The sequence below is a fragment of the Arthrobacter sp. 05T423 genome (genome assembly GCF_056396245.1).
Map to the genome: position 1 here is coordinate 1 of NZ_JBFTLC010000034.1, position 12,135 is coordinate 12,135.

General features: G+C 66.7%; 9 protein-coding genes and 1 pseudogene. 3 read left to right on the plus strand and 7 right to left on the minus strand.

The window, feature by feature from the left end; all coding sequences use genetic code 11:
* From AC1DFE_RS19830 to AC1DFE_RS19840, 3 genes and pseudogenes are all read right to left on the minus strand, one after another.
* Positions 1-211, minus strand: a pseudogene (locus AC1DFE_RS19830) (HNH endonuclease signature motif containing protein); the annotation flags it as partial.
* 402 nt (positions 212-613) lie between these two features.
* Entirely contained in the window at positions 614-1,474 is an 861-nt protein-coding gene (locus tag AC1DFE_RS19835; protein WP_476907576.1) for an NAD-dependent epimerase/dehydratase family protein, read from the minus strand.
* An 8-nt stretch (positions 1,475-1,482) separates the two neighbouring features.
* Positions 1,483-2,448, minus strand: a complete 966-nt coding sequence (locus AC1DFE_RS19840; protein WP_476907577.1) for an MSMEG_6728 family protein — start codon at positions 2,446-2,448, stop codon at positions 1,483-1,485.
* A 265-nt stretch (positions 2,449-2,713) separates the two neighbouring features.
* Between AC1DFE_RS19840 and AC1DFE_RS19845 the strand changes: the two genes are divergently transcribed.
* The gene (locus AC1DFE_RS19845) at positions 2,714-3,238 is read left to right on the plus strand and encodes a hypothetical protein (protein ID WP_476907624.1); all 525 of its coding nucleotides are present in this window, start codon (positions 2,714-2,716) and stop codon (positions 3,236-3,238) included.
* A gap of 273 nt (positions 3,239-3,511) precedes the next feature.
* Here the strand turns inward: AC1DFE_RS19845 and AC1DFE_RS19850 are convergent, their stop codons facing one another.
* Both AC1DFE_RS19850 and AC1DFE_RS19855 read right to left on the minus strand, forming a co-directional pair.
* A complete protein-coding gene (locus tag AC1DFE_RS19850) occupies positions 3,512-4,192 on the minus strand; it encodes a transglycosylase family protein (RefSeq protein WP_476907578.1) in 681 nt (226 codons plus the stop codon).
* 299 nt (positions 4,193-4,491) lie between these two features.
* On the minus strand, positions 4,492-7,143 hold the full coding sequence (locus tag AC1DFE_RS19855) for an excinuclease ABC subunit UvrA (protein ID WP_476907579.1): 2,652 nt from the start codon (positions 7,141-7,143) through the stop codon (positions 4,492-4,494).
* Positions 7,144-7,311: 168 nt separating this feature from the next.
* On the opposite strand from AC1DFE_RS19855, the gene AC1DFE_RS19860 reads away from it, so the two are divergent.
* The gene (locus AC1DFE_RS19860; protein WP_476907625.1) at positions 7,312-8,280 is read left to right on the plus strand and encodes an adenosine deaminase; all 969 of its coding nucleotides are present in this window, start codon (positions 7,312-7,314) and stop codon (positions 8,278-8,280) included.
* Between the two features lie 11 nt (positions 8,281-8,291).
* Here AC1DFE_RS19860 and AC1DFE_RS19865 read toward each other — a convergent pair whose 3' ends face one another.
* Positions 8,292-9,119, minus strand: a complete 828-nt coding sequence (locus AC1DFE_RS19865; protein WP_476907580.1) for a CPBP family intramembrane glutamic endopeptidase — start codon at positions 9,117-9,119, stop codon at positions 8,292-8,294.
* Between the two features lie 209 nt (positions 9,120-9,328).
* On the opposite strand from AC1DFE_RS19865, the gene AC1DFE_RS19870 reads away from it, so the two are divergent.
* Complete coding sequence (locus AC1DFE_RS19870; RefSeq protein WP_476907581.1) at positions 9,329-11,650, plus strand: FdhF/YdeP family oxidoreductase; 2,322 nt, start codon at positions 9,329-9,331, stop codon at positions 11,648-11,650.
* A gap of 54 nt (positions 11,651-11,704) precedes the next feature.
* Here the strand turns inward: AC1DFE_RS19870 and AC1DFE_RS19875 are convergent, their stop codons facing one another.
* Positions 11,705-12,070 carry a DUF6457 domain-containing protein gene (locus AC1DFE_RS19875; protein WP_476907582.1) on the minus strand — a complete coding sequence of 122 codons (366 nt, stop codon included), beginning with the start codon at positions 12,068-12,070 and terminating at the stop codon, positions 11,705-11,707.
* Positions 12,071-12,135 lie beyond the last annotated feature (65 nt).

A 12,135-nucleotide genomic window follows, 5' to 3' on the forward strand; every position in this document is an offset into this window, starting at 1 on the left:
CGGCCGCGCGGCTGGCGGAACCGGCGGCGTTGATCGCCTCGGTCCGTGTCCGGTCCACCGCCGAGGCGGCCTGGAGCTGAAGGTACTCGATCCGGCGGGAGAGCTCCTCGGTGAGCTCCGCGAAATCGGCTGCCTGAAGGAAGTTGGCTCCGGCCAGCTCCTCCGGTGCCGAAGTGATCGCGGAGTCCAGCAGCGCCAGGGCCGCTTCCAAATCAGTGGTTGCCAGCGCCGGGCACCCCAGCAAAGCAGGTGCAGGCCCAGCTGATGCCGAACCTGGCATTCCGAAAGGCGAAGTGACAGAACCGGAGCCAGCGGCAGCAGCGCCGTCGGACACCCAAGCGTTTACAGGGACACCGGAAAGGGAGCCCGAGGAGGGAACGCTGCGAAGCCCGCGGCCGCGCAGCTGAGCAGCGGCACTAAAGCCGGTGACATCCGTCCCGGCTGAGCTATCCGCTCCGTGCTCCCCAAAGGCTTCCATAGGAAAACTATCTCAACGGGCTCTGACATTTTTAGGGGTGATTAGGGCCACCGAGGACGAAAAGTAAAAAGTTTTTGAACAAACTTTTGGCCCCCGGGTACACATGCGATCCCCCTTCCTACAGCGGTGTCCGTGTCAGGGGTGGCGCACTCCGGCGCCTGCAAGAATGTCGCGGTAGCCCTCACGGAAAGTCGGGTACTTGAACGAAAATCCTGTTCCTCGAAGCAGTGCATTGCTGCACCGCTTGTTGCCGCCGCGCGCGTCACCCGCGTCACCAGTTGGCGGAACGTCCAAGCCCAATTCAACCGCCAGGAAGCGCAGGACGTCGCCCAATTCGGCCGGATCATTGTCCACACCGAGATACACCGGGGCCGGCGCGTCGGGCATGCTGAGCACGTGCACGATGGCACCCGCGGCGTCGTCCCGGTGGATGCGGTTAGTGAATCGTGGCTGGTCCGGAACGACGGCTACGCCGGTACGGACCTGGTCTATGAGCCTGGTCCGCCCCGGTCCGTAGATTCCGCCAAGCCGGAGCACGATAGGTGAGGTGCCGGTTCCGTCGAGCCGCTTCAGCAGGAGTTCCTCAGCCCCACGCAGGACGCGGCCCGAGAATCCCCCGGGTTCCGGCGTCGTGCTTTCATCGATCCATCCGCCTCCGGCGTCGCCATGTACGGCCGTGGACGACACGAAAAGGACACGTTCGGGTGCAACGCGGTCGCGCTCAAGTGCGTCCAGAACATGCGCTACGCCGTCCAGATAGGCGCTTTGGTATGCCCCTTCTGTCGGCGCATCCGCGGCCACAGCAATGACGACTGCGGTTGTGTCGGCCGGGACAAGCGGCAGTTCAGCGGTGCCTAAGTTCGCGGCGACGCCCTCGATCTCAGCCGGCAGCTTGCCTGGTGAGCGGCGCCAGCCAACCACGCGATGCCCGGCGGCGGCGAACCGCAGACCCACCTCCGTGCCGAGGTCGCCACAGCCGGCGAGAAGTATTGTCATGGCAAGGCTCAGAGCGCCGGAACGGGGAAGAAGACGCGCGGGTCCTGCAGCAGCGCCGGGTAATCGAACGCTGACCGGTCGATGATGTCGGTGACCTTGAAGTTGCGGCCGAAGCGGCCGTCCTCGAGCGTGATGGGACGGCCCAGGACCATTCCGACGGCGAACTTGCTGCCGCCGTCGAACGGGACCGCAACCGGCGACTTGCCGGGAAGCGTTGAGAAGGCAGCCTCCTGGCGCTGGCGCTTGCGGGACGGCTTCTTGACCAGCGGCTTGGCCGGCGCTTTCCGGGCCACCTTGGATGGACGGCGCGAGCTTTCCTTCGCGTAGACGAACTGGTAGTCGCCGTCGGCATCCCCTGCGCCAGCACCGGTAGAATCGGCGCCAGCGCCAGCCGAATCACCAGCAGCGGCAGAACCCTGCGCCGCCCGCCCCACGGGAGGCAGCCCAACCTTATCCAGCTGCTCGGGATCACCGTGTCCGACGTGCTCGCGGAGGATCCAGAGAATGTCGCCCTCGGGATCCTCCGGCAGGAACTCGTGCCTTGGCTCCGGCCAGACGTACTCCAGCCCATGCTCGGTGCCGGGGAAGACCTCTTCGTAGAAGCGCGGATCCTTGCGGATCAGGTTGGAGCGGTGGCTCAGGTGGAAGTCCGGATCGCCGAGCCACGGCGGAAGCACAATCTTGGCGGCGTAATCGGGATGCGCGGCCTGTGGTGCAAACTCGCGGATGTTGTCCCGGGTGGTGTCGTCGAAGCCGCGCTTGGTCCATTCGTCCACCATGGCCAGGCCGTACAGGGTGAGGGCAGGAACGTGCCCCATCCACATACGGATGGCGGGGTGTGACTGCCATCCGTATTCCGGGATGACCAGCGCGCGGAGTGTCTGCAGCGCTTCTACGCGCTGCTTGCCCAGGCGGGGAGTGTCCAGCGCGGCCGCGCTTTGCCGGAAATCGGGATAGGGAAGGAAGGTTTGCATCCCATCAGTCTGCCGTCCCTGGCGCGATGTGCCAATTGAAGTGCCGGACGGCACACGGAGTCGCCAAAATGGACAGCCGGGTGTTCACATAGTGGACCTGTGCATACAGAAGGGTGATTAACCCACTAAGATATCCGAAACCTCAACAGCGTCTGGAAGCCAACTCATGACTCTTACCTCCCCCGAGCCCCTGTCCTCCGCCCCCGCGGAAGCGAATTCACACACGTCACAGGAGCCTCAACTGTTCGTCCCGAAGTACGGCCAAATGCTGGGCGCCGACGCGAACGGGATCCTCGTTCTTGACGAGTTTACGCTGGACCCGGCCGCTGCGCGCAAGGACCAGCACCGGTTCCGCACTGCGCTTGCTTCCGTTGCGCTGACCCTGCGCCGGCTCGTCGCCCTGCGCGTTTTCATTGCAGTGGTGGCCGTCGCCAACCTGCCGCTCTTCCTGATGTCCACTGGCTGGTGGATCTACGCGGTCTCGCTGGCCTTGGTAGTAGGCGTCCACGCTGCCGTGAACTGGCTGAACAAGCACGAGCCGCGCGTCAAGCAGCGCCACGAGCTCGAGCTGCACCTGCACCGCGAACGCAGCGACAACTACCGGAAGGTGCGCGACGCCGTGAAATTCGTCGTGGACAGCCCTGCCCGCGTCAACGAGCACCTCTACCTCGAGCTGCTGCACGCCAAGCGCGTTGCACTGCACCTCGCGTCCGGCACGGTGGCCCTCCTGGACACCAGCGACGACGCCGCCTGGAAGGTGCGCATCGTCCGGGAACTTCCCGCGGCCTAAGGACATTCACGGGCGGTTCCTGCCGTCACGCTGTAGGGATCAAATAACGTCGCCGGGCGTCCCCACTTAGGGGGCGCCCGGCGTCACTTAGGGGGCGCCCGGCGTCGTCGTTTCTGGAGTCAAGTACATAAAGCGCCTGACAACCTAAGCGCCTGAAACAAGCAGGCCCGCCACCAGAATGCCGGACACAGAAACGCCGGGCGGCCCCCGAAAGGGGACCGCCCGGCGTCGAGCTTCTTAGGCAGTGCCGCTAAAACGGCCCGACCGGTCAGACTATGCAGGCAACTGCAGGACCTGGCCCACGAACACGAGGTTCGGGTTGCTGACGGTGTCAGCATTGGCGTCGGCGAGGTGCTGCCAGCCGCCCTGGATGCCGAGCTTGTCGGCGATCTTGCTCAGGGTGTCGCCGTCCTGGACGGTGTAGGTCTCGCCGCTTACCGCGATGGCGGCGGCGTGACGGGCCTGGACGGGAGCCTGGGCCGGTGCTGCGGCCACGGGAGCCTGGGCGACCGGAGCGGTCTGAACCGTGGCCTGCACAGGTGCGGCCTGGATGGTCGTGCTCTGGGGCAGGATCTGCGGTGCAGGAGCGCCGCCGCCGCCGTTCAGGCCAAGCTTGGCGGAGCAGGCGGGCCATGCGCCCCAGCCCTGGCTGGCCTGGACCTTTTCGGCCACGGCGATCTGCTGGGCGCGGGAAGCGCCCTGGGGGGAGCCCGTTCCGCCGAAGGCAGCCCAGGTCTGCGGGGTGAACTGCAGGCCGCCGGAGAAGCCGTTGCCGGTGCTGGTGGACCAGTTGCCGCCGCTCTCGCACTGGGCAAGGGCGTCCCAGGTGGAGCCGCTCGTGGCGGTGGGCGCTGCGGCGTTGGCCGCGGTGGCGGAGAGTGCCAAGGTTGCGGCAGAAACGGCGGCCAGGGTGACTCCACGGCGCGCGGCAGTGCTGAAGGTCGATTTTTTCATTTGGGATGCTCCTGAGGCCACCCGCGCTCGGTCCGTCCCCGGACGTTGTCGCGCTACTGCCCGCCCCTGACGAACTAGAGGTCATTTCGGTATCCGCCGGCCGGGCAGTAACTGGTGGTGGCGGCACCGGGCATTCATGGGCCCGCGTCGCGCGGGCATGTATCCCACCCTAAAGGTGTCGCGCGCCGTTATCAAATCGAGATAATTATTGACACTCGAGCGGCTTTAAGGGCAGCCCGGCAACGGCGCATGACCACAAAAGCCGGCAGGACGGGGATTCGCGGGGCCCTTATCCCGCCCTATGAAGTGAGGGCGGATGCCAGATACTTTGCCGTCCGGCTGTCGGGGGAACCGGCGACGGCGGTTGGCGTTCCTGTTGCGACGATCTTGCCGCCGGCGTCTCCGCCGGCCGGTCCGAGGTCGATGACCCAGTCTGCGGCCGCCACGACATCCATTTCGTGTTCCACCACGACCACCGTGTTCCCCGCGTCCACGAGCCGGTGGAGCTGGGCCATGAGGAGCCGGACATCAGCCGGATGCAGCCCGGTTGTGGGCTCGTCCAGCAGGTACAGCGTGTGGCCGCGGCGTGCCCGCTGCAGTTCCGTGGCGAGTTTGATGCGCTGGGCCTCGCCGCCGGACAGCTCGGTGGCGGGCTGTCCGAGCCGCAGGTAGCCCAGCCCGACTTCGCGGAGTGTCTGCAGGCTGCGGGCGGCTGAGGGTACGTCCGCGAGGAAGTCGGCCGCGGCGTCCACCGTCATGCGCAGGACGTCGGCCACTGTCTCGCCGCGGTAGGTCACTTCAAGGGTTTCGGGGTTGTAGCGTGAACCGCCGCATTCCGGGCAGGGGCCGTAGCTGCCGGGCAGGAACAGCAGTTCGACGGCGACGAATCCCTCGCCCTGGCAAGTTTCGCAGCGGCCGCCGGCCACGTTGAAGGAGAAGCGTCCGGCTCCGTATCCCCGGGCCCGGGCCTCGTCCGTGGCGGCGAACTCCTTGCGCACGGCGTCGAACAGTCCGGTGTACGTGGCCAGGTTGGACCGGGGCGTGCGGCCGATCGGTTTCTGGTCCACCGTCACCAGCCGGTCCACGTGGTGCAGTCCTGTCACAGTGCCGACGCTCAGCGGGGTGCCGGGGTCGCCGGCGTCCACGAGCTGGTCCTCATCGGTGCCGGCCAGCTCCGTGCCGACGGACTCTGCACCGGCGGCGCGGTTGCCGTGGAGTTCCGTTCCGACCACCCCGGCCAGGACGTGGCTGACCAGGGTCGACTTGCCCGAGCCGGAGACTCCGGTGACCGCGGTCAGGACCTGCAGCGGGAAGGAGGCGTCGAGGCCACGGAGGTTGTGGCGCGTGATGTCGTTCAGTTCCAGCCATCCAGCGGGTTCCCGACGGCGGCCGGTCCACTCGCTGCCGTCGGGCTCGCCGCCGTCCGGAGCACTGGAACCGTCCGGGACGAGGAACGGTCGCGTGACGGAGGCTTCGACGTCGGCAAGACCGGCGACGGGGCCGCTGTAGAGCACTTCTCCGCCGCCTTCTCCTGCCCGCGGCCCCACGTCGACGAGCCAGTCGGCGCGGCGCACGATGTCCATGTTGTGCTCCACCACGAACACGGAGTTGCCCGCAGACTTCAGCTGCTCCAGCACGGCCAGGAGGGGCTCGGCGTCGGCGGGGTGCAGGCCTGCCGAGGGCTCGTCCAGCACGTAGACCACGCCGAACAGGCCGGAGCGGAGCTGGGTGGCGATCCGGAGGCGCTGCATTTCGCCCGGGGAGAGGGTGGGCGTCGAGCGGCCGAGGGCGAGGTACCCGAGCCCCAGATCCAGCAGAACCGTGATCCGCTGAAGGAGGTCGCGGGTGATGGCGACGGCCACCTCGTTGCTTTCCCCGGATGATTGCATGCCGGAAGTCAGTTTCCGGGAGGCGGTTCCGGCGTCCTTCAACTCGGTCGTCGGCCGGATGATGTCCGCCAGTTCGGCCATGGGAACTGCGTTGAGTTCGGCGATAGTCCGGCCGGCAAAGGTCACAGCCAGGGCCTCGGGTGTGAGGCCGCTGCCGCTGCACCGCTGGCAGGGGCCGGTCTCCATGAAGCGGAGCACCCGTTCACGCATCGTGTTGCTCTTGGAGCCGGCCAGGGTGTGCAGCACGTGGCTCTTGGCGCTCCAGAATTTGCCTTTGTACGGCTTGGCCACACGGTCGCGCTGAGGGGTGATTTCCACCACGGGCTGTTCTTCGGTGAAAAGGATCCAGTCGCGGTCCTTCCGGGGCAGCTTCTGCCAGGGGGTGTCGACGTCGTAGCCGAGGTGGGTGAGGATGTCGCGCAGGTTCTTGCCCTGCCACGCCGTTGGCCAGGCGGCGATGGCTCCCTCCCGGATGCTCAGGGACGGGTCGGGGACCAAGGAGGCTTCGCTGACGGTGTGCGCCACGCCGAGGCCGTGGCACTCGGGGCACGCCCCGGCGGCCGTGTTGGGCGAGAAGGCGTCCGAGTCCAGTGGGCTGGCACCGGCCGGGTAGCTGCCGGCGCGCGAGAAAAGCATGCGGAGCGAGTTGGACAGCGTGGTCACCGTTCCCACCGTGGAACGGCTGCTGGGAGTGCCGCGGCGCTGTTGAAGGGCGACAGCGGGAGGCAACCCGGTGATCATTTCCACCTTGGGATTGTGGCCCTGCTGGATGAGGCGGCGGGCGTACGGCGCCACGGATTCGAAGTACCGGCGCTGGGCTTCGGCATAGATGGTCCCGAAGGCCAGGGAGGACTTGCCCGATCCGGAGACGCCGGTGAAGGCGACGATCGCGTCGCGCGGGACGGCCACGTCCACGTTGCGAAGGTTGTTTTCCCGGGCACCGCGCACCCGGACAAAGCCGTCGGCAGAGTGGTGGGCACCAATGACATGGCCGGCGAGGGGGCCGCCTGCCAGGCCCGGCTCCAGATTGGCCAACGGGTCAGCATACTCTTCAGTCCGCATCTGTTCGACTCTAGCGGTCATGGCCGGTCCGGGGACTATTCTGTCGGGGTGAACACTTACGACGGCGCCGCCGAACCGATCGATCCCACCGCACTTTCAGCTCAAACTCCTCTTTCACATCAGACTGCACTTTCAGCTGAAGAGGAGCTTGCGGCGGCCCCGGCCCCGATGCCGCTGGCGGAGCTCCACCTGCACATCGAAGGGACGCTGGAGCCCGAGCTGATCTTTGCGCTCGCGGAGCGGAACGGGATCGAACTGCCGTACGCGAACCTGGACGGGCTGCGGAGCCGTTACGAGTTCACCGACCTGCAGTCGTTCCTGGACCTGTACTACGCCAACATGGCCGTGCTCCGGACGGAGGAGGACTTCGCGGACATGACCCGGGCCTATCTGACCCGGGCTGCAGCGGCCGGGGTGCGGCACGCGGAGATCATGTTGGACCCGCAGGCGCACCTCTCCCGGGGTGTCTCTTTGGAGACGTGCGTGAATGGCGTGGCCTCGGTGCTTGCCACCTCCGAGGAGGAATTCGGTATTTCCACGCTGCTGATCGCCGCCTTCCTGCGCGACCTGTCCGAGGAATCGGCGCTGGAGGTCCTGGAGAAGCTCCTGGCGATGGGCGCACCGATCGCCGGCATCGGGCTGGATTCCGCAGAGGTTGGCAACCCGCCGTCGAAATTCACGCGCCTGTTTGCCCGGGCCGGCGAAGCAGGCCTGCGGAAGGTTGCGCACGCGGGGGAGGAGGGCCCGCCGTCGTACATTGTGGAAGCGCTGGACGTGCTGGCCGTGGAGCGGATCGACCACGGTATCCGCTGCATGGAGGACCCGGACCTCGTGGAGCGGCTGGTCAATGACCGTGTGCCGCTCACCGTCTGTCCGTTGTCCAACGTCCGGCTGCGCGCCGTGGACATGCTGGCCGCGCACCCGCTGCCGGCCATGCTGGCCGCAGGGCTCAACGTCAGCGTGAACTCGGATGATCCGGCCTATTTCGGCGGCTATGTGGACAGCAACTTTGCCCAGCTCGAATCGGTCCTGGGGCTGTCCGAATTCGACCGGGTCCGGCTCGCAGCCAACTCCATCAGGTCGTCCTTCGCCAGCGAGGAACGGAAGCAGGAGCTGCTGGCCGAGCTGTCGGGCTAGGCATCTGAGGTTTAGGTCTCGGAAGGCCGGGCGTCCGAGCGGAAACGCCCGACGGCGGTGGCCGAGCGGGGTGCCTTGCGCCAGGTACGGCGGTCCAGCAGCACGGTGGCTAGAACGGCGAGGACCACAACCAGGAAGTAGATCAGCTCCGCGCGGCCGGCCTCGGCGGCGGCGAAGCCGAAGGACGCGACGGTGAAGGTGCCCTGGCTGTTGTGGAACAGAAGCGTCAGGAGGACGCTGCCGCCGGTGCGGTTGAACAGCCAAACGTAGAGGAAGGTGATGGCGAAGGTCGTCGGCAGACCGATCATGCTCAGCCCGCCGAAGAGGACAAGCGGCATGTGCCACAGCGCCACGAGCACGCCCAGAATGGCCGCAGACAACAGCGGCGGGCGCGATGCCTGGAGCAGGGGTAGGGCGTAGCCGCGGAAGCCCGGTTCCTCGCCGAGCGGCCCGTCCATCGGATTCACCAGCCGGACGGCGAACACGGTCACGAGCCCGCTCCACGTCAGCCGTCCGAGGCCCGGGGCGGCGGCACCGAGTGCCATGGTGACAAGTCCGGTAACCAGGACGAAAACTGCGGGGAGAAGGAGCGTCACGGCGTACCAGATCCACCCGACACGCCACCGGATCAGCCGCCGTCCCCAGGCGCGGAAGCCATGGCGGCCCTCGGCCAGGGCTATGACGATGACCGCCGCGGCAAGCGGACCCGCCGGCAGGAATTCCATCCGTGGCATCAGACCGGCCGCGAAGAAGGGCCATGAGGCCCAGGAAGTTGTGTAGGCAAGGATGAAGAAAGCCAGAAGCCTGTGGTGTTTTAGCCAGCCCTTCGAACGGCGCATTGTGGCTCCAAACGGTCACTGCGGGTGCTCCAATTGTCCGCCTCTCCGGCGACGGCACGCCAGCGTTGGGCCGCCGGCCCCAGCCCGGCAGCGGCCGGAATGCTTGCAGGCACCCTGCATAACTGCTAGTCCTGTGATGGAGGCACCACTGCGGCGACGACGCCGCGGGCAGCAATGCCGGGACGATGGCGAGCCAAGGAGTGTGCAGCATGCCGCGCAAGAACCCAGACGTGGAAGAGACGGACGAAAAGGACCTCGAAGTAGGCAAGCCCAAGGAATGGGCCGCCGGTATCCCGGGAATCCTTCACTCCATGCAGCCGGCCATCAAACACATGGGCGTGGGCAGGACGGAGAAGACGCTGCTGGCGCTGAACCAGAAGCACGGCTTCGACTGCATGAGCTGCGCCTGGCCGGACCCGGACCACCGCAAGACCTTTGAGTTCTGCGAGAACGGCGCCAAGGCCGTCACCTGGGAAGCCACTCCCGTGGTGATCGAATCGGACTTCTGGGCGGAGCACCCGGTCAGCGAACTGCGCCAGAGGACTGAGTACTGGCTCGGGATGCAGGGCCGCCTCACGGAGCCGGTCTACAAGCCCGCCGGGGAGGACCACTACAGGCCTGTGAGCTGGGACGACGCCTTTGGCATCCTGGGCCGGAAGCTCAACGGACTGGCCAGCCCGGATGAGGCCGCCTTCTACACGAGCGGCCGGACATCGAACGAGGCCGCCTTCATCTACCAGCTGTTTGTGCGGGCCTTCGGCACCAACAACCTGCCGGACTGCTCCAACATGTGCCACGAATCGTCCGGCTGGGCGATGGGCCAGACCATCGGCATCGGCAAGGCCACTATCACTTACGACGACTTCGCCAAGGCGCAGCTGATCATCATCATGGGTCAGAACCCGGGCACCAACCATCCGCGCATGCTCACCGCGCTTGAGGAGGCCAAGGAAGCGGGCGCGGAGATTGTGGCCGTCAACCCGCTGCCGGAAGCCGGGCTGCTGCGGTACAAGAACCCGCAGAAGGTCAAAGGCATCCTTGGGCACGGCACCGACCTCGCGGACCAGTTCCTGCAGATCCGCGTTGGCGGCGACATGGCACTGCTGCAGGCCATTTCGAAGCGGGTCCTGGACGCCGAGGCGAAGAACCCGGGCACCGTGCTGGACCACGAATTCCTGGCGGAGCACTGCGAGGGGCTGGACGAACTCAAAGCGCATCTCGACGGGCTGGACGACGAAGCGGTCCTCGCAGCCACCGGGCTCCGCAGCGACGAGATCGATGAGCTGGCCGGGCGGTATCTGAGGGCGGACCGCGTCATCATCACGTGGGCCATGGGGATCACCCAGCACAAGAAGGGCGTGGCCACCATCAAGGAGATCATTAACCTTCTCCTGCTGCGCGGGAACATCGGTAAGCCCGGTGCCGGAGCCTCGCCCATCCGCGGGCACAGCAATGTGCAGGGGGACCGGACCATGGGCATCTGGGAGCAGATGCCGCCTGCGTTCCTGGACGCACTCGGCAAGGAGTTCAGTTTCGACCCGCCGCGCGAGCACGGCGCAGACGCCGTGGAAACAATCCGGAGAATGCGCGACGGCGGGATCAAGGTTTTCGTGGCATTGGGCGGAAACCTGGTGGCCGCCATCTCGGATACCCACGCTGCGGAAGCGGCAATGGAAAACACCGACCTCACCGTTCAGATCTCAACGAAGCTCAACCGCTCGCACACGGTGACGGGCAAGGAGGCGCTCATCCTGCCCACCATGGGGCGTACGGAAATCGATCTGCAGGAGTCAGGCCCGCAGTTCGTCTCGGTCGAGGACACTGTTTGCGCCGTGCACCCGTCGGCGGGAAGGGTGCAGCCGGTTGCGCCGAACCTGCTGTCCGAGGTGGCGATCGTCTGCCGGATCGCGCGGGAGACGGTGGAGGGAAAGTCCAGCGCGGACTGGGCCGGATTCGAGAAGAACTACGACCTCATCCGCGAGCACATCTCCCGTGTGGTGGCCGGCTGTGAGGACTACAACAGCAAGATCCGTCAGGAAGGCGGCTTCGTCCTGCCCAACGGCCCGAGGGATTCGCGCACTTTCACCACCCCAACCGGCAAGGCCATGCTGACGGTCAACCACCTGGAGAGCCTGGAGCGGCCAGCCGGAACGCTGATCCTGCAGTCCGTCCGTTCGCACGACCAGTTCAACACCACCATCTACGGGCACAATGACCGTTACCGCGGCATCAAGAAGGGCCGGAATGTGGTGTTCGTCAGCCCCGAGGACATTGCCGAGCTCGGCCTCAGCGACGGCCAGTTCGTGGACATCCATGGCGTGTACGAGGACAACGTGGAGCGGGTCATGAGGAAGCTGCGCGTCGTTTCGTATCCCACGGCCAGCGGCTGCGCGGCTGCCTATTACCCGGAGGCGAACGTGCTGGTGCCCCTGGAGAGCGTGGCGGAGGGGAGCAACACACCGGCGTCAAAGGCCGTGATCGTGAGGTTGGAGCCCAGCGCGGAGCAAAGCGTGGCGCCCAGCGGTTCCTGACCGCCGTCCCGGGGACCAAGGTTGCTGGCCGTCGGGGTTATTGGGCGGTCCAGATTATTGGGCGGTGCTTGACCAGCCCTCACTGTCTGGGCCGCCTTCGGCGCCGTGCTCGCAGAGCCGTAGGGCGACGTCGGCCGCCGACTGCACTGCCTCATTCGGCGGGGCGCTGCCGCCGTGTGCCCGGAGGCCGGCTGCGTAGCCAACCAGCAGCGCGCTGACGGGACCGGCCTGCCCGTTCACCGCGCGGGACGACTCGTCGGAGAGGCGTGCCACCAGCTGCTGGTCCACCTTGAGGTCCAGGATCTGCAGCGCCTGGGTGAGCCGCTGGCTCCACTGGGCGAGGTCCTGACTTGTGGCGTCGGCGCCGGTGCCCTCCTCGGGGGAGGCTGCACCGCCGTCGCCCTCTGTAATGCCCGTCATGGGCCTCCCTTTCTGTTGCTGGGCTCTCTAGTCGCGGGTGGTGACGATGCTCCTGCCGGACGCAC

What these genes read in the sequence shown, in the direction of transcription:
- AC1DFE_RS19865 (WP_476907580.1), bottom strand. Translation starts at nt 9,119, where the DNA reads ATGCGCCGTTCGAAGGGCTGGCTAAAACACCACAGGCTTCTGGCTTTC.
- AC1DFE_RS19840 (WP_476907577.1), bottom strand. Translation starts at nt 2,448, where the DNA reads ATGCAAACCTTCCTTCCCTATCCCGATTTCCGGCAAAGCGCGGCCGCG.
- AC1DFE_RS19855 (WP_476907579.1), bottom strand. Translation starts at nt 7,143, where the DNA reads ATGCGGACTGAAGAGTATGCTGACCCGTTGGCCAATCTGGAGCCGGGC.
- AC1DFE_RS19875 (WP_476907582.1), bottom strand. Translation starts at nt 12,070, where the DNA reads ATGACGGGCATTACAGAGGGCGACGGCGGTGCAGCCTCCCCCGAGGAG.
- AC1DFE_RS19860 (WP_476907625.1), top strand. Translation starts at nt 7,312, where the DNA reads ATGCCGCTGGCGGAGCTCCACCTGCACATCGAAGGGACGCTGGAGCCC.
- AC1DFE_RS19850 (WP_476907578.1), bottom strand. Translation starts at nt 4,192, where the DNA reads ATGAAAAAATCGACCTTCAGCACTGCCGCGCGCCGTGGAGTCACCCTG.
- AC1DFE_RS19835 (WP_476907576.1), bottom strand. Translation starts at nt 1,474, where the DNA reads ATGACAATACTTCTCGCCGGCTGTGGCGACCTCGGCACGGAGGTGGGT.
- AC1DFE_RS19870 (WP_476907581.1), top strand. Translation starts at nt 9,329, where the DNA reads ATGCCGCGCAAGAACCCAGACGTGGAAGAGACGGACGAAAAGGACCTC.
- AC1DFE_RS19845 (WP_476907624.1), top strand. Translation starts at nt 2,714, where the DNA reads ATGCTGGGCGCCGACGCGAACGGGATCCTCGTTCTTGACGAGTTTACG.